At 53.8% G+C, this 23,931-nt stretch carries 15 protein-coding genes and 1 pseudogene; 11 read left to right on the top strand and 5 right to left on the bottom strand.

Going from position 1 to position 23,931, the window contains the following annotated elements:
• Positions 1-298 precede the first annotated feature (298 nt).
• Both ACVBAU_RS09015 and ACVBAU_RS09010 read right to left on the bottom strand, forming a co-directional pair.
• Complete coding sequence (locus ACVBAU_RS09015; RefSeq protein WP_448325811.1) at positions 299-1,735, bottom strand: hypothetical protein; 1,437 nt, start codon at positions 1,733-1,735, stop codon at positions 299-301.
• A 595-nt stretch (positions 1,736-2,330) separates the two neighbouring features.
• On the bottom strand, positions 2,331-3,056 hold the full coding sequence (locus tag ACVBAU_RS09010; RefSeq protein WP_394442164.1) for an O-methyltransferase: 726 nt from the start codon (positions 3,054-3,056) through the stop codon (positions 2,331-2,333).
• Between the two features lie 187 nt (positions 3,057-3,243).
• On the opposite strand from ACVBAU_RS09010, the gene ACVBAU_RS09005 reads away from it, so the two are divergent.
• From ACVBAU_RS09005 to ACVBAU_RS08955, 11 genes and pseudogenes are all read left to right on the top strand, one after another.
• Positions 3,244-3,975, top strand: a complete 732-nt coding sequence (locus ACVBAU_RS09005; protein ID WP_448325808.1) for a hypothetical protein — start codon at positions 3,244-3,246, stop codon at positions 3,973-3,975.
• Positions 3,976-4,541: 566 nt separating this feature from the next.
• Positions 4,542-5,405, top strand: a complete 864-nt coding sequence (locus tag ACVBAU_RS09000) for a hypothetical protein (RefSeq protein WP_448325806.1) — start codon at positions 4,542-4,544, stop codon at positions 5,403-5,405.
• A 982-nt stretch (positions 5,406-6,387) separates the two neighbouring features.
• Positions 6,388-8,448 (top strand): hypothetical protein, encoded by a 2,061-nt coding sequence (locus tag ACVBAU_RS08995; protein WP_448325804.1) that lies wholly within the window; start codon positions 6,388-6,390, stop codon positions 8,446-8,448.
• Positions 8,445-9,497 (top strand): OmpA family protein, encoded by a 1,053-nt coding sequence (locus ACVBAU_RS08990; protein ID WP_448325802.1) that lies wholly within the window; start codon positions 8,445-8,447, stop codon positions 9,495-9,497. Before ACVBAU_RS08995 ends, ACVBAU_RS08990 begins: the two co-directional genes overlap by 4 nt.
• A 119-nt stretch (positions 9,498-9,616) precedes the next feature.
• Positions 9,617-10,837, top strand: a complete 1,221-nt coding sequence (locus tag ACVBAU_RS08985; RefSeq protein WP_448325800.1) for an EH signature domain-containing protein — start codon at positions 9,617-9,619, stop codon at positions 10,835-10,837.
• Positions 10,830-13,946 (top strand): DEAD/DEAH box helicase, encoded by a 3,117-nt coding sequence (locus ACVBAU_RS08980; protein WP_448325799.1) that lies wholly within the window; start codon positions 10,830-10,832, stop codon positions 13,944-13,946. Before ACVBAU_RS08985 ends, ACVBAU_RS08980 begins: the two co-directional genes overlap by 8 nt.
• Complete coding sequence (locus ACVBAU_RS08975; RefSeq protein ID WP_448325797.1) at positions 13,943-14,830, top strand: hypothetical protein; 888 nt, start codon at positions 13,943-13,945, stop codon at positions 14,828-14,830. Before ACVBAU_RS08980 ends, ACVBAU_RS08975 begins: the two co-directional genes overlap by 4 nt.
• A gap of 555 nt (positions 14,831-15,385) precedes the next feature.
• Positions 15,386-16,593, top strand: a pseudogene (locus tag ACVBAU_RS08970) (gamma-glutamyltransferase).
• On the top strand, positions 16,590-16,856 hold the full coding sequence (locus tag ACVBAU_RS08965) for a hypothetical protein (protein ID WP_448325795.1): 267 nt from the start codon (positions 16,590-16,592) through the stop codon (positions 16,854-16,856). The pseudogene ACVBAU_RS08970 and the gene ACVBAU_RS08965 overlap by 4 nt, the downstream one beginning before the upstream one ends.
• Positions 16,857-17,360: 504 nt before the next feature.
• Complete coding sequence (locus ACVBAU_RS08960) at positions 17,361-18,314, top strand: TAXI family TRAP transporter solute-binding subunit (protein WP_448325793.1); 954 nt, start codon at positions 17,361-17,363, stop codon at positions 18,312-18,314.
• A 63-nt stretch (positions 18,315-18,377) separates the two neighbouring features.
• Positions 18,378-20,162: a TRAP transporter permease gene (locus tag ACVBAU_RS08955; protein WP_448325791.1), complete on the top strand. Its 1,785-nt coding sequence runs from the start codon at positions 18,378-18,380 to the stop codon at positions 20,160-20,162.
• A gap of 763 nt (positions 20,163-20,925) precedes the next feature.
• Here ACVBAU_RS08955 and rpsU read toward each other — a convergent pair.
• The 3 genes from rpsU to ACVBAU_RS08940 all read right to left on the bottom strand — a co-directional run bounded on the left by rpsU (position 20,926) and on the right by ACVBAU_RS08940 (position 23,624).
• Positions 20,926-21,126, bottom strand: a complete 201-nt coding sequence (rpsU, locus tag ACVBAU_RS08950) for a 30S ribosomal protein S21 (RefSeq protein ID WP_040700433.1) — start codon at positions 21,124-21,126, stop codon at positions 20,926-20,928.
• A gap of 138 nt (positions 21,127-21,264) precedes the next feature.
• On the bottom strand, positions 21,265-21,867 hold the full coding sequence (locus ACVBAU_RS08945) for a class I SAM-dependent methyltransferase (RefSeq protein WP_138923480.1): 603 nt from the start codon (positions 21,865-21,867) through the stop codon (positions 21,265-21,267).
• A 641-nt stretch (positions 21,868-22,508) separates the two neighbouring features.
• A complete protein-coding gene (locus ACVBAU_RS08940) occupies positions 22,509-23,624 on the bottom strand; it encodes a zinc-binding dehydrogenase (RefSeq protein WP_448325789.1) in 1,116 nt (371 codons plus the stop codon).
• Positions 23,625-23,931: the final 307 nt, after the last annotated feature.

Genomic DNA, 23,931 nt, shown 5'->3' with positions numbered 1-23,931 from the left:
TCCAGCAACCACCCCGGATGCTGCGGTGCGGCCCGTCGAAGCGGCTGTTGATGCATGCTTGACGCATTCAGCGCGGTGGGAGGCTATTATGCAGTCTCATTGAGAGCAATCGAATGAAATAAATAACTACGACCCAACGGGCCGCAGTTATTTATGTGCCTAAATCTGATATTTTCGCAATATTTTCCGCGCCTATCAATCGGCATTTTTTTTGCTTGGGAGGCTGCGTCTTGCCGGTAAATTAGCGCAAGTATCGTCTCACGAGCCCTCGGATCGCCGAAAGCGTGAGTATCTGTGCTTAGTTACCGGCTTTCTGTGGCTTCTGAATCGGTTCGGCGGCGTTCTCACTTTCGGTTTCGGTATCAGAACCAGCAGATTCGCCTTCGGTGTTCTGGTTTTCCGCCTCCGCCGACGATGACGTGTCAGACGCGTTGCCCTCGATCACGGACGTATCACCCGATGCGCCATCGGTCGCTGTGTCAGTCTTCTGATCGCTGCTCGATGTCGGGCTCTGCATCTCATCTTTCGATGATGTGCCGGAGGATCCGGCATTCTGACTACCCGCTTCTGACGGGTCTTCGGGCGGGAGGCCGCCAGTTTCCTGTAACGAATCCACCAAGTCGGCGCTGTCGTTAATGTCGCTGTCGATCTCTGTTACGCCCTCACCTTCGGCGTCGGACGACATGTCGCCTCTTTCATCCTCTTCGGCGGGCTGCCCGGAGGAGTTTGAGTTTGAAGTTTCCGCTTGGGAAGCGACCGAAGCATCGCCGTTGCCGGTATTCTCTGGCGCGCCTTGCATCTCGCGCGTGGCGGATGGTTCGGCCCCCGAATGACTGTCTTCCGACCCGTTGCTGTCGTTGCCGCTCGCAGAAGACCTTTGACCGTTTTCTGCGGCTGAGATTCGCTCTTCAATCTCCAACAGCTTGTTGGAGCGTTCTTCTACATTGCTGGTAAGGTCCGTTAACATTTTCTGGATTTCGTTTCGCTGCTCTTGGGCGTCAGCGACATCGGATTCCAGGGCGGTCTTCCGCTCGGTCATGCTGGCGAAACTCTGCTCAAGCTCCGTTTGCCGGGCCTGCATGTCGTTCAGGCTGCTTTCCAGCGTTGCGACCTCGTCTCTCAAATTCGTTTCCTGCGCCGTCAGAGACTGGAGTTCGCCTTCGCCGGTGGAGACTTCTTCGGCGAGCCGCGCGTTGTCCTCACTAAGTGTTGCGAGGCTTTCCTGCACTTCGGCCTCACGCGCCCGAGCTTCTTCGACCCGGGTATTTATGTCGGTCAACTCCTGCGTCTGGGAGTCAATTTGACTTTGGATGTCTGCCTTGCGGGTTTCAAAGCTGGTCATTTCTTCACGCATCGACGAGATCTGCTGCTCCAGCTCATTGTTTTGCTGCTGCTTCTGCGCCACCGTTTCGTCGATTGAGGTCTGCTGTACGTTCAATTCGTCAAGCTTCGGCTGCAAGGTGTCGATGTCCGACTGGATGCCGTCGCGCTGCTTTTGCAGGGACTGGGTCTCCGTTTCCAGCGATGCGAGCTCCGCCTGCAATTCCTCGACGCTTCCGGCTGCTTCCTGCTGCGTGCTGATATCGCTTTGCAAGCGCGAGATGGTGCGGTCGGTCTGCTTCTGAAGTTCTGCAGTGTCGGTGAATGCATATATGGCAGCCCCCCACCCAACGACTGCCGCCGCCGCGATTCCGATTGTTTTTACATCCCAAGATGAGCTTTCGTTCTCTGCCATGCGAAACTCCCCCTCCGGCCGAGCCGGTTTCTGAAAAACTGTATAGGGCTGGAACGCGTCAGGCGGGTGGAAGTTCCGAACCCCGGGGTGCGCCGGTCCCAGCCTCACGGGGGGGGCATCGTCGGGGACTGGCATGAAACGCGTGCCCCCTGTCGATCACTCTGAAGCATTACGCGTGGTGGGAGGCTGCGCTCAATCTTTCGCAGAGTGAGTTCATGACTGTGCTGACGGGCTGCATGGTGGCTTTGTAGACCCAAGGCGCAAGTTCGCTGCGCAGATCGTCACTGATGAGCATCGGCTCGAACCAGTCCTTCGCCGCGCCTGCACCCGAAAAATGTCGCGTCGCAACCCCGAGAGTCTGCTTTCTTCAGGTGGATCATTTTTGTTTGCTGCGCAGCGAAAGTCCGGTTTCCGCTATTGGTGTAGATCAGCACGAACGGCCCTTAGCGGACATTTGCCGTAGATTAGGTTGCTGCGGTGCAGCTTCCCAAAAGCAGACATTGACAAAATATGCAGCATTCACGGGTGTTGAGACCTGATATGCGGACGTAGCTGCAATTCGTTGTAGGTTTCAAAGGTTCTGCTGATCGAAATTCTAAGTCAGTTCTACAATCCCGACCCGATCGCCGATTTGCCACGCCGATGAGATATCAGGTGCCCCGGCAACCTCTTGCCAGCAAGCCCACATATCGTCGGAGAACCCCAGATCGTCAAAGATCACCAAAGATCCTGACTGACTGACCTGCTTTACCAACTCGAATTGAGCCATCACCACAGATTTTGTATGAATGGCGTCTATCAAGGTGATCGTTGCTTTAGGGGAAACCAACGCCAAGTTATCTTCGAATGTCCCTGCTGTGAGCAGGAATTGGTCGCTGATTAACTTAAAGTTCTCACGTGCGATAGAACACCACAATTCGTTTGGCTCGAAGCTGACCAGCTGACCTTTTCCTGAGACGGCGAGGCCTGCCAGCCAATACATACCGCTTGCACCGAAAGCTGCGCCGAATTCCAGGATCGTTTCCGGCTTCTTCTGCGCCGCAAGCCAGGCATAGAACTGGCAGATTCCACGACCTGTCCTTACCTGGGAGATTTTACGCTTTGATGCTGGGCCCGTGCTTGTTGCGTAGTTAGGTATCTGATCGTAACCATCCCAGAGAGGCATCTTACCTCGCTCATCCGTTTTTGAAATCGCTTGTTCGATATTTGCGAACATGTCCTGTTGGCTTGCCGCAAATGCAGCTTGCTGCGTATTGTAGCTCAGAATGAGGTCATCATTGATACCGTGCTCGCCGCGTACCTTCTTTAGGTTCAGTTTCAACTGTGTACTCCGACTGCTCAATTAGGCTTCCCAATAGACGTTGGGAACTTCCGGAAACAGGCTATGCGCATGAAGGGCAGTGTCCAGTGAAAACATACCCTTGAACGTGACGGATCTTGGTGTTTGAAATTTGATCGGTCATCTGTAGTTTATAACTGCAAGCCGTTAATATATTGAGGCATTTCATATGGAACTGACCAAGAGATTACTCGCTTTCGCAATGGTTTCAGTTCTGGCTGCCGCTGAGTCAGATGCGAGTCCATACAGGCCAGCACCTCCCTATGACCCAGGCGCAAAATGGTGCGAAGGTGATATTCCCGTGACCAGGGAACAGAGCTACGGACCGGATGGTGCTATTACTCAAGTGGGCCCGTATTATTTTCGAATTTGCAGGTGGGGAACGGCGGAGGAATCGCCATTCAGAAAAGTAATGCATCTCACGTATAATCCGGCTCTGGTAAAGGGTCTCTCAACAACCAAGGTGACGAGGGGATTATTTTTGGATAGCCACGAAAACTGGGAAAGTCGGCGTGGTCAAGACCTAAAGAATTATGCCGAAACCGTTGTCGAGACTATCTCGGGCTTGAAGTATAAAGTCTTGGTTCATGAGTGGATTGGGCAAGCTAATCCGTTCTATCTATTTGATATAGGTCCAAAAATTGATGGATATGAGGTGCCACCCCATTTTTTCAAATGTAATAAGCCGATTGTCCAATCAACCCCGAGCAGTGCAAGCTGCACTATCTATCTTCCTTATCGTCAGATAACGGCACGCCTGACGATTATGGCAAAAAGCACCGCCGAGATACCTGTAGATGGTATCCCGTTGATAGCCATCGAGGCGGAGCGCATGATAGAAACCGCTGATATTACTGATGAGTACGAAACGCTTATCAAAGCGCTGCCATTCATCGAATGATATGTTGCTAAGGGTATTATGCGCTCTTGGCACAAGAGCGGTCGTGCTGCGCTGCCCGCCAGAAAGCGTGGTAATCGGGGTCTGCGTCCCGGTCGATAAGCCGCATTTGTCCATGGCGAGTGAGCACGTATGCGGTAACGAATTTTACTCAGATGCATCCCCGCGCTTTGGCAAGATTGGGCTTAAACCGAGCCTTCGCTGCGATTGAAAGTGCAACGTGCTGCCGAACGTCCGCTTTCTAAAACGCTGGATCCATACTTCGCAACCGCAGCGAATGTCTGCTTTCCGCCCTTGCTGTCGTTGAACACGAACGGCCTACAGCGCCTGTTTATGTTCCCAGCACATCCGTTCGATGAAAATTTTGATCCATTGCACCGGCAAAGTGATGCTCAGCAAGATCCCGAAAAGGGAGAGCGACCTTTACCGTCGGCCGTAGTGTGCAATAGCGACCATCACAGCCGATATCACAAGCTCGAATAAGTCCATTTGCGCAGTCCTCTCGGCGGATCGCATCAAATCATCATATCAGATTTCCGGCAAGATCGACATGGACCCAAGTCCTTTCCATGACGATCTATCACAATCAAAAATCATTCATACCCGCACAGTTCGATCTTTCGATCAGCAGTAAAGAGCTGTCTCGAAATCTCGACAAATTTTACACAAAGCCAGAGGTAGCACGCCAGTGTGTAGGTGACCTCGAAAATTGGACAGGTATAAATCTGAACACCACGAAAACTGACCTATTGGAGCCGAGCGCTGGTGCAGGCGCGTTCCTTGACTTCTTGCCTTCGTGCACATTGGCCTATGACCTTCTGCCGGAAGATCGAAGGATTGCGCGACAAGACTTCTTGAAGCTGGAGCGTAGCGAACCTGCCATTGTAATCGGCAATCCCCCATTCGGTAAGAGCTGCAGTCTTGCAATCTTGTTTTTCAATCACGCGGCAACATTTGCTGAACAAATAGCGTTCATTGTTCCGCGAACATTTGAGAAGGACAGCATAAAAAACCGCCTTTCCCCTCAATTTCATCTACTTAATCAGCGCGTGCTTGAGCGCGATAGTTTTATGTTCGAGGGTAAGAGCCACCCTGTTTCTTGCGTCTTCCAGGTTTGGGAGCGACGGCATGACTTGCGACCCAAAACTAAGTTGCCGACTGTGCATCCAGATTTCGACTTCGTCGTCCGTGAGGAGGCAGATTTTGCAATACAGCGTGTCGGCGAGAATGCGGGCAAAGTGAAGACATGCCTCACAGGGGTTTCGAAAAACTCACACAACTTTCTACGCGCGAATATATCAATCGAAGAGCTACTTGCCAAATTCCGGGCGATCGATTTTACTGAAGCAAAAGCGAGAACGGCGGGACAAGCCTCGATAGCGAAGACCGAAATCGTTGCACTTTACTCCGATCTCAAGGCCAACTTGCGTTGAAATATTTACATTTTCGGTAAAGATTTTTTCATTCTCTGATTCTTGGTGAAAGTGCTCTATAGACCCTGACCTGCCCCCCACCGATCACTCATTCATAGCGAGATTTTGCGGGTATGGGTTTCACATTCTTCGTCGACAGTTCGGGCAATGGCTTCGTGCGCAGTACCCTCAAATCGCTCAAGCGCTCGGCAGGCTTTTGGTTGGCCAGCGACAAGCGTGGTCTTCATTGGATACCCCAATTCACGGATCGTGGCCTGCACGCTTAGCGAGCTTGATATAAAGCTTAACCGCGCGCATTCGCTCTTCGTAGCTGTACATAGACTATCTCCAAGATAGTCTAACTTTTTATCTGCACCCCTACTGGATCAGTTTAAGCTGACAGCCTACAGCGTTGAACAAAAAGCCAAACCTGATACCTATCAATCAGACAAATTTCAATTTTGGACTATACACAGCCATGCCCCTTACTAAGACCACTCCAGACGACATAGAACTTGAAAAACTGGCAAAAGTGAGTCCTGAAACTCTATTTTATTTGCATATTGGTCCCTACGCGCTGTCAAAGGTAAAAGCAAAATCCAAAACCATGGACCTAACTAATGTCGAAATGGATGCTGAATGAGCTTCTTGGGGCAGATGCGTATGCTGCATATACGCCTTCTAAATATCTCAAATCCATCAACGATTTAGTAACTGCAATTAAGCAGTTAGATCGGTCGTATTTCCTAAAAATGTAAGGTACAGCTACGAGTAGAAATGCTGGTTATTTTGCCGGTGATCTGCTTGGTGTGCATATTTGCACCGATCTTCCTGTACCTCAACCAAGATAGATGTGCGGACCCTTTCTAAGAGAACGGCAGCGGCGGTTCCTATAGCAAATTTATTATTTAAGATAGATCAACTCAGCCTTGAAGTAACCTAAGATGGAAAATAGCATCGAATTCTTTAGCTACGGCTGTTGATATATATCAGGAAGAATTTGGTGTTTCAGACATTTAGCGACCAGTTGGGACTTTTTCTCAAAAATGGAATCATTTCTGTTGCGGAGGCGCTAACTCTCTCTGACAGCCGACCCGGCCAGATCGCAGGAATGATCATTTTTGCTACGACTATCTTTGCCATTTGGTATTTTATTCGGTCGAGCCGCCAACTGAGTGCCGTTAATTTGTTGGACAAAAAAGTTAGAGCTTTTGCGGACATCTCGGCATTTGCGGATGGCCATTCCGACCTCATCCATGAACTTCGAAACGACTATCGTAAAAAAGGTCCACGGGAGACTGTTTGGGAAGCTTTCGATGAGTTTAATGAGACCATTGTACACGATGATGTAGATGGCCCCCTTAGCCTGCGTAACTCGATCCGGCCCGCATCATTTCTAAACGTCGATGACTTGGGGTTTGGTCCAGGGGTTTTTCGTATCTTGCCGAATACATTGGTCTCAGCTGGCCTGTTGTTGACATTCTTGGGGTTGGTAGCAGCGTTGCACCAATTTTCACAGTCAATGAACGCTGGGACAGGTGGAATGGATAGGGCGATGCAGAATTTTATGCAAATTGCGTCTGCTAAATTCGTCATGTCACTTGTGGGCCTGTTCTGCTCGATCTTGTTCACGTTCTTGCTTCGCGCGCGCCAAAACACAATGGATGCAGCTCTGCATCGCCTATGCATCGGTATAGAACGACGTCTCGTGTTCGTCAGCTTGGAAGACATCGGATTTCGCCAGCTGCGCGCAGCAACCGAACAACGCGAACATCTGCGCGAGATCGGCATGGGAATGGTCGCGGAACTTCGAAAGCCCCTTGAGGCTCTGCCTGAACAAATCACGAGTGCTATTGCGGACCGGATGGATCCAATCTTCGACCGTGTCACCTCCATGGGCACAAGTAACATGGAAGGGCTGGTGGGAGACCTCTCTCATCAGCTCTCCCACTCCGTCGGGAACGCGTTGACCCGTGCCAGTGAGTCTTTGGGTGAGGCGACCGACCGCATCGGACTGATGGTTGATCGAATGAGCTCAACTAACACTCAGGCAGGTGACGGGATGCGGGATGCGCTGGATCAGATGGCACGCGCCATGGCAGAAATGCGCACCGAAGTGGCCGCCAGTGGTCGTACGGCATCAGAAGCAATGAATGAAGGTGCAGATCGCTTGTTGTCCGTCATGAATGACACGCTGGAAGGCATACGCGACAATACCGGCGAGGGAGCAGAATCCATGCGCACCGCTGCCGAACAAATGCAGGCCGCCGCCGAAGGGTTCCGCGACACCTTGGCCAGCGCCAGCGAAGAAAGCAGCAAGGCCGCGCGAGACCGCATAGCACAAACCAGCACAGAGGCTGGGCAAGCAATCGAAGGTGTCGGTAAAAGCCTGATGAACAGCTTCCATCAGACCAGCGCAGATATCGCAAAGCTTGGTGCCGATATGGGGGGCGTCATAGGCGAAGAGCTTTTGTCGCGGCTCGATACTATCAGCAAACGGTTGGAAACTATGGCCGAAGCTGTGCAGCACGGAGCTACCGGTGCTCAAAGTGCGGCAAAGGGCATGAATACAGGCGCAGATGCGATACACAGCGCATCCGAAGGTTTCCGCACCGCAAGCCAAAGCCTCGTGGCTGCGGCCGATCCGATCCGTGCCTCGCAAGAGCGAATAGAAACCAACCTCCGCCGAGTTGGTGACCTGGTCGAAACTGTCTCAGAGACACTGATGCAAAACTCAGCTTCTGTTGCCGAAAATGCCACTCACGTTCTGGATACCGCTCAAACCGCCCTTGGGAACGAACGCGAAGGCATCCGCCGCTCCCTTGAGGCGACACATGCCGCGATGTCCCAACTTTCGAGCCAAGCAGAGAAGCTTGACCAGATCGATGAAATGCTTGGCCGTGCGCTGACAGAGTACAATTCGCAACTGGAGGCTGCTCTCGGGTCGGCGCAAGATCACGTTGGGCAAATGCGTGATGCCCTTGCTCCTGGACTGGACACCCTCAAAAGCGTCGTTGAACAGGCCGAGGCGTTCCTGCCTTCACAACGGCAGCGGCGAACATGAGAGCGCAGGCAAAACGCATACGCCACGAAGAGGAAGAAGAAAGCGCCTTCGTATCAATGACCGACATGACGGTCGGGTTCCTATTCATCATGATGATTTTGCTTGCATTTTTCGCGAGCCAAGCCGGGGATCCAGATGCGGTGTCTAAGATTGAATACGACCGAGTTGTTGAAGCGCGAGATAGCTGGAAACAGATAGCCGAAACACATGAACAAACAATTGAACGTCTTGAATCCCAGCTCGTAAGGCTCTTGCAGGAAAAAAGGGAATTGGAGGATCTGGTCCTGCAGCTGACCGCCAACCTCACAACCGCAGAAACGCGGATCAAAAACCTCGAAGAGCGTCTCCGGCAGTTGATCGCAGAGATTGAGCAAAAAGATGCCGAGATCGATCAACTCCGCCAGGAGCTTGCCGAATTAAAACAGATTGACCCGCTTGAGGCATATCTGGCGCAGGTAACTCAGACGAGGCGTAAGGTGCTGACGCAACTACGGGACGCAATCAAGGCTGATTTCCCTGACTTACAAGTCGAATTAAGCGAGGAATCTGACGCGTTACGCTTTCAGGGTGAGGGCCTTTTTGCATCGGGCCGGTCAGATTTGGCCAGCGATAGGAGTTCCATCGTCGCCCGGCTCGCGCAGCGGCTCAATGAGGTACTGCCATGTTTTACAATTGGTCACGCATCACGTTTCGATCATACATGTAATTCCGGCTTTGTGATGATCGAGGCCGTCCAAATTGAAGGTCATACTGACGATGTTGGGACAGATCGGCTGAACCGCACGCTGTCGGCAGCACGTGCCAACAACACTTTCTTTGCCATGACACAAGCAGCCCAAGGGGTTATGCAGCACCTGAACCTGAAGAGTCAGCCCGTTCTTTCAGTCGCCGCATATGGGCCCGATCGCCCTGTCGCGCCTAACGACACACAGAAAGGCCGGGCAACCAACCGCCGGATTGACCTTCGCTTCATCATGGTCACGCCTCAGGATACCGACGGGATAGAAGTAGTCCGAGAGGCGCTGGAAGGCGTCATGGTCCAGCCGTGAACGCCCCTGAGACAAACCGCCCCCGTGAATCGACGCGAGCCTTACTGCAACGCGGCCAATCGTTCCGCACACGGGCCCTGCCACCGCTCAGTCAGATTAAGCGCTCCGTCGACAACATCATGAGCCGCTGGCCAGATACGGTTCGCGCCCCAGAGGATCGGGATCGAGAAAACCTGGCCCAAAACATGCGATTGCGTGTAGCTGAGTGGAGTTGGGAAAATATCACCACACAGAGGGTAATCTCGGCTGCGGTTGCTGTCTTCGACAAAGAACGCTGCAATCGGCCTGACTTACTCGACCTGCGTGAATTTTACTTAGATGAAATCGCCACTCGTGAACCAGGGGCCTTTCTCGACGGCATGGTAGGGATCTATCTGGACAGCTTTACGATTGGCGCAGACCACACCCGCGATCTTGCAAGAGCCTTGTCTGCCCGCGGCAGCGACTTGCGAGGGCGGCATCGGAATTTAATCACCGCCCTGCCCCAAGTATTCACGCCTGATGCTGCGCCGAGAGGTTTGGCGGAACTTATGCTTGAAACAGACGATGCATATGCCAAACTTCAATCTATCGGATTGACCAGTCCCCACACCTCTGGTCTGGCCAGAGCCGCACAAAAGCTCTTTGTAAAATCTCTTGCGCCCGATCTCGCAAATACTTCAGCTCGTCATAAACTTTTCAACTGGCTGACCCCGCAAAATGGGCCCGTACTGCAAGCGGGTGCGGGTCCTGCGGTTGAGGCCCTATTGTCGGTCTGGCGTACCAAAACGCCCTCCGATGCCCTGCGCAATGAACTAAGCGAAGCAATCATCGCCGCATGGAATGACCCGCGCCTGCATGCCGGGGGCATTTGGTCTGGCTTTGACCCCGATCTACGCGCGGTCCTGTTGAGATGGTTGACCCATCAGGACATGAAGTTCTTCTGCAACATGGTCACAGCCACTCAGAATAGTCACATGTGGCCACCACGGCGCGATTTCTGGCTCAAACTATATGACGATAACATGATCGATGAGGCCTGGGTCGCATTCGGGTCTGAGGCACGTCGTTATGCCGAAACTAATCTGTTACGCGGTGGCAAAACGGACATGAACCGTCGGTTCGCCCGGCAACTTGATCGCGGCGGCAGCACATCACTGCTGATCATGCGGATTGGCAACAGAATTGTTGTAGATGGATGTCACAGCTACAAAACGCATATTTTCAAAATCGACGACAAAAACGCCCCAGCCCTGTATAAGCGCCAATATTACTGCGACGACATTATGCGCACCTCCCGAAATTCGAAGCCTCACAACTCTATTCAAAATTGGTCACAGTGGGTTCTCCAACATGTCTGACAGCGCACCCAGCCCAATTATAACCGACAACAACATCGAGATCCGCTTTCCGCAGCAGAGACAAGGCATCCTTACACGTCTGATCTCAAAACCAACCGCGCGCAGCTTTACCGATCTTGCCCCCGAAGATCGCAACCTTCTGTTTGCGATCGGTGATTTGCGTGCTTGGGAGGACGCGCACCCAGAAGATGTTGAAATCGCAGCTGATCACCTGCGCATCTCCCATCATGCTGCGGCCCAACTTTCTGCACCGTCTGCCGAGGCCCTCGGCCTTCCTGCAACTGTCGATCTGATGCTGAAAACCGATGTGACAGGCGTATTGGGACGCCCTGATTTTCGACTTCACTATGAATGGTCTCGTGAGGGCCGGCGCGAAATCCCCAAAAGAACCGGCGCGATTTTGCATACGTCAAATGGACCACGCCGCCTCCCGCTATGGATGAAGCGCGCTTTGGATCTGGCTGATACATTTGATGCGACGGAGCCCGTTGAACAGCACTGGCGGGCGCTGGCCGATTTTCGCCGCGCTATTGAACCCGAAGACGTTATTGAAAGCGAAATGCCCGCCAATAAGGAAATGGCAGGCCTTTCTATGACAGCCTTTCTGCGGGGGCTTGAGGTCCGCATCGCGGACAGATTTTCAGTGTCTCCAAATGCTTCCCTGGGACAGTTTGAAATCGTGCCCTATTCCGCACAACAGCTTAACGATGCAGGGCTCTCGGATGATGATATCTCTGAGCATAATGCCGAACTCACGGGCGAGGCTTTGGCCGTGTTTCAACACCGTCTGCACGCGCGCGGCGCACGGCCAGCCTACCAGCTTGGCAATAATTCCTATCTTGTGATTGATAAGGGCGCCGCACCTGTTCTTGAAGAAATGGCGCGTGTACAAAGCGCATCACGTGAAGAACGTCAGGCCTTTATCGAAAACCCGCGCGTTTTCATTACCGAAGCCGTGAGCCGACACCTTGAACAGTCCGAAGCATTTCAGAATCTCGATGCCGCGGCACAAGAGGAGATGGTTGAACAGATCGCTGGCCCTGCGCTGATTGAAAGCCGTGAATATTCGGAACGGGTGACCGGTGTAGTCGTCTATGAGCGCCCAAAAGACCAGATCGAGGGCAGCGGCACCACGTGGTTACCAGAGGCTTTTGCCCAGCATTTGTCAGAGGCGATTCAAGCCATGCCCACCTCGGAGCTGCGCACCCTACGGGATCACATGGCGGACGTCTTGGAAACCGGCAAGGATACACCGGCAGAAATCGCCGGAGAAACCGTGCAGATCACGCCAGCCCGCCTTGCGGCAATAAATGGTGAAATCGAACACCGCGAAGCACAGGACGCTCCGGCTGAAGCCCCTGAAGCAGCGCCAGAAACCGATGGCCCGATCATCCTTGATACGCTCGACAACTATGACGACCTTTCGTGGGAAGCTAAATTTGCACCGCGCGATGCAACCGTTCCAACCGAATTACCCAGCTCGATCCGCACCCCATTGCATCAACACCAATTGGAAAGTTTCGATTGGGCTCAAAAGGCTTGGAAAGCAGGGTTGCCGGGAATCCTGAATGCGGACGAACAAGGTCTGGGTAAGACGCTTCAGACAATTGCCTTTCTGACGTGGCTGAAAGAGCACATGAAACAACCAGATGCGGCGAACCGTGGGCCAGTTCTAATTGTGGCACCGACCTCTCTTTTGCGCAACTGGGAGCAAGAGGTCGAACACCATGTTGAAGGGCGTGGTTTCGGATCATTGATACGTCTGTATGGCGGGGCGCTGGGATCTCAAAAACGCAGTGGTGCACAGGGAACAGAAACGCAATCGGGCCTGCCACTGCTGGATCTCGATTGGCTGGACGAGGCCTTTGAAGACGGTCGCGCGCACCGATACTGGCTGCTCACAACCTACACAACACTCGCAAACTATCAGCATTCCTTGGGCAAGGTTCGTTTTTCTGCCATCGTTATGGATGAAATCCAGAATATCAAAAACCGCTCAACACTTGCCTCAAAAGCCGTTGAGGCGATGAACGCCGACTTCCGAATTGGCCTTACTGGTACACCAATTGAAAACGCAGCCATTGATCTGTGGACCATTATGGATCGTATCGCACCCGGCAGCCTTGGCTCTGGCGTTGAATTTCGCGAGCGCTATGCCGCGCCCAATGCTGAAAATATGGCCGAGCTACACACAAGAGTCTTTAAGGACCGCGGCCCGATGCCCCCTCTCGGATTGCGCCGCCTGAAAGAAGAAGTCGCGCGTGACCTGCCCGTTAAACGGCGCTATCTGCACCCGCGCTTGATGCCCAAGGTGCAGGCAGATGCATATGACTTGGCGCAGCTGAAACTGGCCAATGGCGGCCCAGGAGCCGCGTTAAAAATGCTGCATCATATCCGATCAGTTTCGGTGCACCCTGGTGATACAGAAGCCACACCACCTGACCAGTTCATCGCAAAGAGCGCACGTCTCGACGCTGTCATCGACATCCTGCGCAAGATTAAAGAAGCAAATGAGCGTGTTTTGGTTTTCATCGAGCACCGGGACATGCAGTTCCGTTTTGGTGAAATCGTGCGTCACATGTTCGGTCTTGAGAAAATTGACGTGATCAATGGCGATACCCCTATCCCTCGCCGGCAAGACATCGTGAACCGCTTTCAACAACATCTGAAGACAGATGGCGGTTTTGACATGTTGATCCTTGGTCCTAAGTCGGCAGGTACAGGGTTGACCCTGACAGCCGCAACCCATGTTATTCACCTATCCCGCTGGTGGAATCCTGCGGTCGAAGAGCAATGCAACGACCGCGTTCACCGCATCGGTCAATCGCACCCCGTTTCCATTCATATTCCCATGGCACTGCACCCGGAACTGGGTGCTCAAAGCTTTGACAGCCTGCTTCAGAGCCTGATGCAACGCAAACGGCGGCTGGCAGAACAGGCGCTTTGGCCTATGGGAGACAACAGGGCCGATGTCACCGGCCTCACGCAGGCTGTGGCACAGCCGAACCGTGGCCAACATGCGGCCATCGCAGACATTATGGTGGAACAGTTTAATCGGGACGGCTTGCCCCCTATCTCCCCTAATTCAGAAGGGGCTTACGAATTATGATGAACATGCAAACAGGCACAAAAATGAATGTAACCCGCGGACTTATCATCGCCGATCCCTGGATCGGCCACATTCTTGAAGGTCGCAAAGATTGGGAGATGCGGTCACAAGCGACCTCGATACGCGGGTGGTTTGGCCTTATCCAAAAAGGCAGCGGCCATGTCGTTGGCCTTGCCCGCCTCGTTGATTGTGGGAAAGCACTCACCCCGTCAGAGATGATTGCAAATTTCAACCATCACCAAATTCCGGAGGATATGATCCGACGCGGTGAAGTTGCAAAATGGGTCATCCCTTGGAAACTCGCGGACATCATTCCTTTGGAGCGCCCTGTCCCCTACCAACATAAGTCAGGCGCGGTCACTTGGGTTACTTTTTCCGCAGAGGAGACGCGAGAACTGAACCGTCTTCGCCATGCGTTTGGAGCTTCATCCAGCTCGGACATACCAAAGCCAACCCGATCACTGCAAGAAAGCGCAAAACTCTCTGAGGTGGAGCGCCCTATTGCGAAGCCCGTCTATAACAGATCGGCAAATGGTCCTTTGCCACCTTTGCCAGAAGGCAAGTTTAGAGTTCTTGGCCGGAGCCGCCTGACTGGTGGAAATGTACGGAACAATCACATCAATCTTTCGAAGTTCTTGAATGCCTTCCCACAGGACGTGGTTGGCGGCAAAAACAAATCTGATGAAGCCCCACGGCAGATTGAAATTGACTGGGGTGGGCCGACACCAATCCTGACCGATATCGATGGATCCAAATCTATCTTTCGTGGGCGCGGCTGGGTACGGCGCTTCTTTGAAGCGTCGAAAGCACAAGAAGGTGATTATGTGCTGATTACGGAGACTGCCACTTACAAAGTTTCGGTGCGCTTGGAGCGCGGAGACTGATCAGCTTAATAGGAAAGCTGTTCGGTGCCATCCCGTTTTTGAACAGCCGTCTAACTCCGTGGGTTAACCCATACACCAATTGGGCAGAATGACTTCATCAAACGGCTTGATGAAAAAAACTTCTTGCGTACTGGCACAAATCAGTACATCGATTGTGGCACACCGTGGATTCGGACAGGATTCACGCCAAGAATATCATTTAATTTCAGTTCGTTAGAATTGAGGTTACGATCCCTACCGTCGGAGCCAACATTACCGCAAGGTATTGATGTTAAATGAAAAAAGGCACCCTCCTGGGTGCCTTTTCTCGTTTTGATCACAATAGGCGCACTCCAAAAGTCACACCAGGTGCACAACACGTGCACAAAGCCGGACCGGAGTCGCAGCGTGACCGATCTTCATCGCACCCCGTATCTCGAGCAGCGCGCTGAGAAATACTATTTTCGACGTAGGCTTCCTTTCGATTCAAACTCCAAATCAAACCGGTTTTTTGTTTTTTCGCTACGTACCGACATTGCCTCCGAAGCAAGGGATATCTCGGGTCGCCTGACGGCGATGACCACCCTTGCCTACGATTATGCACGGGGGTGTCCGACCATGGACCAGAACACATTCAAAGCGCTGCTGAGCGAACTTGTACGGGTTGAAATCGCTGCATTTGAAAAAACGCGTCTCTCAACTGGTCAAAGATCCCTTGCAGCAGCTGAATTTGCCGCACAACGCGAAGACGCAATACAGACGACCTGGAGTGCCGCCCGTACCGAGGGGGGCGATCGGCGCGCTGGGCTGGCCGCCACACGCGCTGCATTTTACACTGGGCCGATTGCGCAGCGCATCGTCGACTTCCATGCCGACAAAGGCGGCCTTCTGCGAGCCGAGGATCTCGCGTCCTATGAGGTGCGTGAGGAGCCGACCTTGGCCATCGACTTTCGAGGCGCACAGGTCCACTGCTGCGGTGCCTGGTGTCAAGGCATCTCAATGGCGCAGACGCTTGCCATGCTGGAACAAGCCGGCCCAGACGCTGCCCGAGACGGAAACCAGATCAATTTGCATTTTCTGATCGAGGTGTTGAAACGAGTGTTCGCCGATCGCGAAGCGCATGTCACCGACCCCCGCTTCATGCAAATCGCCCCGGAGGCGCTGCTGGACCCCGCTTTCATCGCCGACCGCTTGCGGAGCATCGATGAGACCTCCGACCCACTACCCGCACCCGCACCCGCGGCCCCTGCCACGGTCCCTTCGGGCGAACGCCCGGTCTTCGAGGCAGGCTGCGCAGATACCTCTCATGTCAGCGTGATCGACAGCGCCGTGCGATTCCCGGTCACCTCAATGCCCTCGCCCCTGGCAAGCGGCCTCGGCTGACGCCGAACCCCATTCTTGGCCTGAAGGACGGACAGCCTTGGCTTGCCATGGGTACGTCCGGCGGGGACGTTCAAGTGCAGGCCATGGCGCAGGTATTGATAGGCATGTTAGATCTGGGCCGAACGCCGCGCGAAGCCGTTGAGGCACCACGTGTGGCGACCTATGCATTCCCCGGTAGCTTTGCGCCGCATGACGTCCACCCCAACAAGGTGCTCTTCGAGGCCGACATGCCGGAGAATTTGATCGAAAGCCTCCGTGCCCGCGGACACGACCTTGAACAATGGCCCGCCCGAACCTGGATGGCGGGCGGGGTTTGCATCGCCTTACGCGACATTTCGCATGCGGATGCTGTCGCGGACCCACGGCGCGCGGGAACGGCCAAAACTGGAGCGAAACCATGAATGCCGACATTTGCAAACGCATTGCGGATCAGGATACGCCATTGCAGATGGCCTTTGATCTCTGCGGTAGTGCAGTCGCAAACGAACTTTTCACCGCAATGCGATTCCACGCTGAAACGATGGAGGTGGAAAGGCTTCATTCTACCCTTCCCGGTAGCTACCCCGTCAGCGGGCGCAAACCCAAGCGGGATACGGAATGGGGAAAAAAGGTGCTGATTGACCGACGAGTCAATAACGGCTTCGGTGCCGCTGATATCAGGTAGGCCTTCACGGACCACGCAACAATCTTGGGGCTTGGTCTTAATGCTGTGTTGAATGTTCCGATCATCCGTGACGGTTCGGTTCTCGGCACGATAAATTACTTGCGTGGCAATCCGGCTTTCGGTTCGAGAGAAGCAGAGCTCGCAAAGTAAATTGCGACTGCGTTGGCAGATCGAGATGATCTGTGAGACTGAATGTTCAGCATGCCGGTGTCTTAGCAACCTGATACTTAGCGCCAGCCGTTGCTCGCCACTTCAACCTACGTTGCGCTGCATTACGGCGGAATGCAGAATATGCAACTGTCGCGGCGAAGGTAGCAAGGTTCTCAAAACAGCTGTAGGTGCGGATGCATCCAATGTTCGCAATCCGCACTTCTCGTCCGACCAAACAGCGAAACCGCATTCTCGACAATACGACAGCTTGCTGCCACAAAGTCCCACGGAGGCATTCCCGCGCCTATGTAGGTGGGAATAGAGTACGCCTTTGGGTTTGAGGGAGGAAAAACCATGAATGCATTGAGACAAACAATCTGCGCGGCATTCGCCGTGGGGCTTTTGGGCAGCGCGGCCGGCGCAGAGACCCGCGTGACGTATAAGTCTGCCAAATCGGGCTCATCTTACTATCAAATGGGCGTGGAGCTTGCCGAAGCCATGAAAGCGGGCAGCGGCGGAGACATTTCAGTCACGGTAGAAGAGAGCCAAGGCTCGGTTCAAAACGTCATGGAAGTGCGTGCGCGCGGTGCCGACTATGTCTTTACCACCCCGCCATCGCTTGTCGGGCTGGCCCAAGACGGCAAGGCGATGTTTGAAGGCAAGACGGCCCCGGCCTTTGATGAAATTCGCGCCCTCTTCCCGATCCCCTCACTGACCATGCATGTCGTGATGTCTCAGGACAGCGAAGCCACGTCGATGGCTGATCTCGAGGGCAAAAGCATTTTGCTGGGCAAAGGGTCTTTCGGCGCGACCGAGGGGGCGAAGTATCTGGAAATGTTCGGGTTGTCGGACAGCGTAGAGATTGCTGATGCTGAGTTGAGCAACGCCGTGGCCGCGCTGAAGAATGGGCAGATCGATGGCTTCGTCACTGCGGGCTCATTTCCGGCGCCCAATGTTGTTGAGGCCGCGGCTTCGACCCCCGTCAATGTGATCTCGCTGAACGATGAGCAGATCACGCAATCCAAACGCACACGGATTGTAATTCCTGCGGGGACCTATGCGGGCCAAGAGCAGGATGTGACCACGACCTCCCTGCCCGTTGCCGCCTTCACGACCACAAAGATGGACGATGAGACTGCCTATCAGTTGACCAAGACCTATTGGGAGAACAAGGCAAAAATGGCCGACACGTCGCCTTGGTGGGGCAATGTCACGCCAGAGCTGATGACCAACATCACCACTGAGCTGCACCCCGGCGCGCTGCGCTATTACGAAGAAGCCGGGATCGCGACAAAGGCGTCGCAATAACATGGTGTGCGGCGCGGGCTTTCCGCGCCGCACTGCCCCAACTCAAAGCCGGACCTCCCCCACATGACAAACCTTCCTGAGAGCCGTATGGCTGCGAGTTTCTGGATCGCGCTCGCGATCGCGCTGGTCGCTTATCACTTGGCACTGGTGTTCTCAGGTCTGGTGCCGAACCTTATCAGCAGGCCGCTGCATATGGTCTTTATCCTCCCCTTCGCCCTGATCCTTGACGCAGGCTCGCCCATGCGGCGGATCACGGGGAGTATCCTTGCAGCACTGGGCATCGCCGCAGCGCTTTGGGTGGCGTTCAACAGCAATGTGCTCGGGGACCAATATGGATTTATCGAGAGCAACTTTCAGCTCGCGGTGGCGGTGACGCTGCTCTTGGTGGTGCTGGAAACGGCCCGGCGTGTGATCGGCTGGCCGCTGCCGCTGGTGGCGACACTCGCGCTGCTCTACGGGCTGTTTGGACAGTATATACCCGGCGAGTTCGGGCATTCCGGCACGCCTGTTGAAAGTTTTTTCGGGACGCTGACCATAGCCGAGGGCGGCATCTGGGGCTCGCTTACCGGTGTATCAGTCACGGTCGTGGCGATCTTTGTGATCTTTGGCGCTGTCCTGAACGCTGGAGAAGCGGGCCAAGGGTTCATGAATGTCGCGGCGGCGGCGGCAGGCCGATTAAAGGGCGGCGCGGCGAAGGTTTCGGTTTTGTCGTCAGCGCTGTTCGGCTCGATCTCTGGCTCTGCCTCGGCGAATGTCGCCTCCACCGGCGCGATCACCCTGCCCGCAATGACTAAGCTTGGATATCCCAAACGCCTTGCCGCAGCGGTGGAGGCCGTGGCCTCCTCGGGCGGGCAGATCATGCCGCCCCTGATGGGCGCCGGTGCCTTTGTCATGGTTGAGCTTACCGGCGTGCCCTACACTGGCATTATGGCCGCCGCAGCCTTACCGGCGCTGCTGTATTTCGTGGCGGTCTGGGTGGGCATCAACGCCTATGCCCGGCGCTTTTCGCTCGAGAGTATTGCCGAGGCGGATCGCCCCGCCCTGCGGGACGTGGTAATCACGTCACTGTTTTTCCTCGTGCCATTCTCAGTCCTTCTGTGGGGGATGTTCATTGCGCAGTTCACACCTGAGTATTCCGCAGCCATGGCGATCTTATCGGCGGCGGTGCTTTTGTTCTTCAATGCGCAGCTGACCTTCCTTCCACGTCAGATCGCCAGCCGATTGGCAAGCGCGGTTCTGAACGCCGCACGCCAGGTTTCACTGATCGCGTCGATCATTCTTTGTGCCTCAATCATTATCGGCGTTCTGTCGATCACCGGCCTCGGCGTGAAAATTACTTCGCTCATTTTGGAGGGGTCGGGTGGGCTTCTCTGGCCGTCCTTGCTGCTGACGGCGCTGGCCTGCCTAATCTTGGGGATGGAGGTGCCGACCACAGCTGCCTATGTGATCTGTGTCTCAGTGGCCGGGCCTGCGCTTATTGAGCTGGGCCTTTCACCGCTTCAGGCGCATCTCTTTGTCTTCTGGTTCGCACTCTTGTCGACGATCACGCCCCCAGTCTGCGGGGCGGTATTCATTGCGGCAGGGATGATTGGCGAGAACTGGTTGAAGGTCGCGCTGACGGCAATGGCACTTGGCATTGGGCTTTATATCATTCCCTTGGGCATGGTCGCCAATCCCGACATACTGCGGCTCTCAGACGCCCCACTGGCAGCTCTTTTGGCGGCTGCGCGGGTGGCCTTGGGTCTGACATTGCTCTCGTCCGGTCTGATCGGAGCGCGGCGGCCCTTCCCGACGATTGCACTCTGCGCGGGGGGGCTGATGGTTGTATTCTCAGGACTCTGGCTTTGACCACTTTTCTTGCTGGTTTTACTGAAAGGGATGCTGGGGCAGATGTTTCGGGGTCATCGTCTTTCTATTCACTCGCCTAAGATGCGCGTGTCGCCGCCAAAATACAAACATCAGCAGCGATAATCCCCTGTGAATCGTATTGGACGCGGAACGCATCGCAGATTCGTTCTGACAGCGAACTTTGAGGGGAACGTTGTTGAAAAGGCCTTGCTCAGTGTAAACTAATAGTCGTCAGCGCTCTCTGATAACCGGACGATCGATCATAGTTTTCTCGATAAAAACACAGTAGGGATTTGTGCTGCCATCGATCGCAACAATGTCCATGTTCCCAGCAATATTGAATGACGGCTCGATCAGAGCACGTTTGACGAGACTAAACTCGTGTACCGCTTACTTTTGAACGCCTGGCAACAGCATGCGCCAATAGCATGCGTTGCCACTTACATAGCAAACGCCGACGCCCAATTTTATGAAATTCGTACAAATGCAAACGGGCAGCAAATGGCCCTGAGCGGACTTCTGAGCTTAGTAAAATTCAATAGGCCGCCTTCCCCAAAGCTGCCGACGTGCGGGGCGCAGCATCTGGGGCTGGCTGGAGGTCATCAATACAGACAAAGCGGTTGTTCCCTTGGTCGCGGCAAAGTCCGCTTTAGGACATTCTAAAACTTGGACTGTCGATATCAAAAACACTCATCGAGTAGGAAAAACCACCGCCGCGATCGAACAACGTGGCTACCTATTCAACAGCAAGTTTTGAATTAGATCATCCTTCGCGTTCCAATTTCTTACGTGCCAGCTTACGAGCACGACGGATCGCTTCCGCTTTCTGACGCGCGTTTTTCTCGGAAGGTTTCTCAAAATGCTGCTTGAGCTTCATTTCACGAAACACACCCTCCTTTTGGAGCTTTTTCTTTAGGACCCGGAGGGCTTGATCAACGTTGTTGTCGCGAACACTAACCTGCATGTGATTTCCATCAACTTTCTTGTAAAAATTGCAATAACTCTTGGCACTGGCTGGGATAACAGCCACAACTTCATTTGTATAGCATGGCCGGATATGCAGAAGAAATATGCTGATTTCCACTGTTGCGCCGAGACCCACTCAACCGACCATAAAAACATCGTATCGTGTTGTTTTACCGATAATTTGATGGGTGCATTTCTGAACACCCTCAAGAGGGTCAGCCTTAGCCGGCCACTTTAGCACTACGCGTTTACGTGCATGTGCGATCGCCAATCGTACAAGATCAGCCGCGTCATCGTCCGTGCCCACGATTTCGCGAACTTGACGCAGTTCTAACTTCACCAGTGCAGAATTTTTCCGTTCAGGATGCATTGGATCGATCAGAATTGCTTCGGCAGACAATTCAGGGATCAAATTCAGGGCGTCGCCTTTCAAAAGTGTCATGCGGCCAATAATTTCGCGAAGCTGGCCACCTTCTCTTGCTGCGCGTTTCATGCCTTGAACTAACAATGAGTGCATTTCCTCTGAGCGTTCGATCAAAGTGACCTGCGCACCTAAAGACGCTAAAAGAAACGAGTCCCGCCCCAATCCGGCTGTCGCATCAACGATCATGGGCGTTTTACCCTCCCGCAGCCCCATTGCCTTGGCTAAGTCTTGACCACGACCACCGCCAAACCGAAGGCGATGGGCGACAGGACCTTTGACAAAATCAATGCGAAGCTCTTTCGCAAACTGCTTCAAGCTTTATCCATTTTCTATTCCTGAAGATCACCATCGCTCGTACTCTTAAGTCTGTAGTGCAATTTCCACACGTTTATAAAGAGATTATTGGTGGACCGTGCAGCATATTACCGTATGGGCTCTTTTCGACCGTTAGATCGATCGCAGCATGTTCGTCCTTAAGCTGACACTGCAAAGGTAAGACGGCCCTTACCGGACATTCGAGCCTAGCAAAATCCGACTTGCTAAGCTCCCGAAAGCTGCCGTTGGAACAGGGCGCAGTATTTTGACACGCTCGATGTCCGCTGTGCAGACCTTCCTGCCGTTCGCTGCGGACGCATAGTTTCCGTTGAAGTTGAGAAGACCTCTTGGAGGAAGGGCTGAATGGTTCAATGCGCTGTTTTACCCGCTGCTGCCTTTTTGCACTGAACTGTCTGCCGGGTCTTACGGCAGATATTTTTGACTACCTTCTCGGCAGCGTCTTTCGACGTCTGTGGTTTCTTTGTCATCCCGATCGCCTAATCGATAAGATGAACGAAATCCTTCCTTATTCAAATCCTCAAATCTGTCCCAAGGGTGCTGACGTCAGATAAGCTGCGCCGCAGTAGGCAACTTGGGAAAGCAGGCGCGGCCCTTGATGAGCCGCGCCGCTCCGATATGCGTTACGACCAGGGCGTCACGAGGTATTTTTCGCCTGTTTTCATGGCGCGGTAGTCCATAACGGCATCCTTCTTCAGCATGCCTTCCAATGAAACGCGTGATTTGTAGGTGCTGGCAAAAGTGGTGGTAAGATTGTCGCGTACACGCTGCCGCATACGACCCATAGTTTCCTGCCCGACGGACTGCAAAAAGGGGAACAAAAGCCAACCCGACAGCGTCCAGCCAAACCCGTAGGACGGCGTCAGCAGTGTTGGGCTTGTATCAAGGCGACCATAAATGAACATTCGTTTCTGTTGGTTGGAGCCATAGCGAGAGTATTCGGTCATCTGCTCGATTGCGACCCGTTCCATCGCCTTGAATGACATATCAACATGCTTGCCCCCACCAACAGGGTCAAAGCCGTAGAACGCACCGGTTTCACGGATGGCATGGCTCAGTCGATCCATAAAGCTATCGTCCGATGAATTGACAACATGCGTCGCCCCGAGCTCCTTCAGCAGGTTAACCTGTTCATCCTTGCGCACGATGTTTACCAGCCCAAGTCCGTCCTCTTTACAGATACGCGTCAGCATCTGCCCAAGGTTTGACGCACCCACCGTATGGAGAATGGCGTCCTGTCCGTCGGCTTTGGCGTTTTCGACAAATCCAAGTGCAGTCATCGGGTTAACGAAAGCACTTGCCCCGTCTTCGACGGAATGATCGCCCAGAGGCAGACACATGGAGGCATCAGCGAGGCAATATTGACTGTAGGCGTTGCCTGGCACGCAAGATACGCGCTGCCCGACAAGTGCCTGCGCCGCGCCGCTTTCACCAGCTTCAACTACGGTGCCGGCCCCTTCGTTACCAGCGGGCAACTTCATTCCGTGGCGCGCCTTTGATCCAGCGTTTGCGGCCTCTGGCATCTTGGCGACAAACTTGCCTTGCGTATATTCGGCGTTTTCGACGTCCGCTCCGCCGACCAGAATGGCAAGGTCTGACGGGTTGATCGGCGCAGCTTCCATTTTGACCAGAACCTGATTGCCGGTGGGAGCGTCAAAGGTCACATCTTCAACCGCGACGGTCAGCGTGCCGTCGGCTTCGAGCGTCGTGAACAACTGTTTTCCAGTAGTCGTCATCATCAGGTCTCCATTTTAATCGATCAAGTTAGGGTCTCGGGAGTGCTATCATGACCTAATGTCACCCCCAAACCGTATAGTCACGAGATAGGTGTATACTAAGCGACCCACAGCTTGAAGGCTTAGGAGCATGCAGGACACAATGCATATCGCGATACAACAAGTGCAGCGAAAGCTTTGAACAAGATAGTGGCTTGGTGCCAAAACGATCATGTTATGCCCCACGTCGGTTGCGCGCAGCCAAAGTTCGGTTTGAGCCCGTTTACCAAATGCCCTACCGCAGCATTTTGCGTTTGCGGCAAAATCATCC

The sequence above is a fragment of the Sulfitobacter sp. M13 genome (genome assembly GCF_053474885.1).
Note: the sequence above shows the minus strand (reverse complement) of the source record. Positions and strands in the feature narration are given on the sequence as shown.

Bases quoted from the DNA above. Each gene is read 5' to 3' on its own strand.
- ACVBAU_RS08980 (WP_448325799.1), top strand. From the start codon at position 10,830: ATGTCTGACAGCGCACCCAGCCCAATTATAACCGACAACAACATCGAG.
- ACVBAU_RS08955 (WP_448325791.1), top strand. From the start codon at position 18,378: ATGACAAACCTTCCTGAGAGCCGTATGGCTGCGAGTTTCTGGATCGCG.
- ACVBAU_RS08965 (WP_448325795.1), top strand. From the start codon at position 16,590: ATGAATGCCGACATTTGCAAACGCATTGCGGATCAGGATACGCCATTG.
- ACVBAU_RS09000 (WP_448325806.1), top strand. From the start codon at position 4,542: ATGACGATCTATCACAATCAAAAATCATTCATACCCGCACAGTTCGAT.
- ACVBAU_RS08990 (WP_448325802.1), top strand. From the start codon at position 8,445: ATGAGAGCGCAGGCAAAACGCATACGCCACGAAGAGGAAGAAGAAAGC.
- ACVBAU_RS09005 (WP_448325808.1), top strand. From the start codon at position 3,244: ATGGAACTGACCAAGAGATTACTCGCTTTCGCAATGGTTTCAGTTCTG.
- ACVBAU_RS09015 (WP_448325811.1), bottom strand. From the start codon at position 1,735: ATGGCAGAGAACGAAAGCTCATCTTGGGATGTAAAAACAATCGGAATC.
- ACVBAU_RS08960 (WP_448325793.1), top strand. From the start codon at position 17,361: ATGAATGCATTGAGACAAACAATCTGCGCGGCATTCGCCGTGGGGCTT.
- rpsU (WP_040700433.1), bottom strand. From the start codon at position 21,126: ATGCAGGTTAGTGTTCGCGACAACAACGTTGATCAAGCCCTCCGGGTC.
- ACVBAU_RS08985 (WP_448325800.1), top strand. From the start codon at position 9,617: ATGAGCCGCTGGCCAGATACGGTTCGCGCCCCAGAGGATCGGGATCGA.
- ACVBAU_RS08975 (WP_448325797.1), top strand. From the start codon at position 13,943: ATGATGAACATGCAAACAGGCACAAAAATGAATGTAACCCGCGGACTT.
- ACVBAU_RS08940 (WP_448325789.1), bottom strand. From the start codon at position 23,624: ATGATGACGACTACTGGAAAACAGTTGTTCACGACGCTCGAAGCCGAC.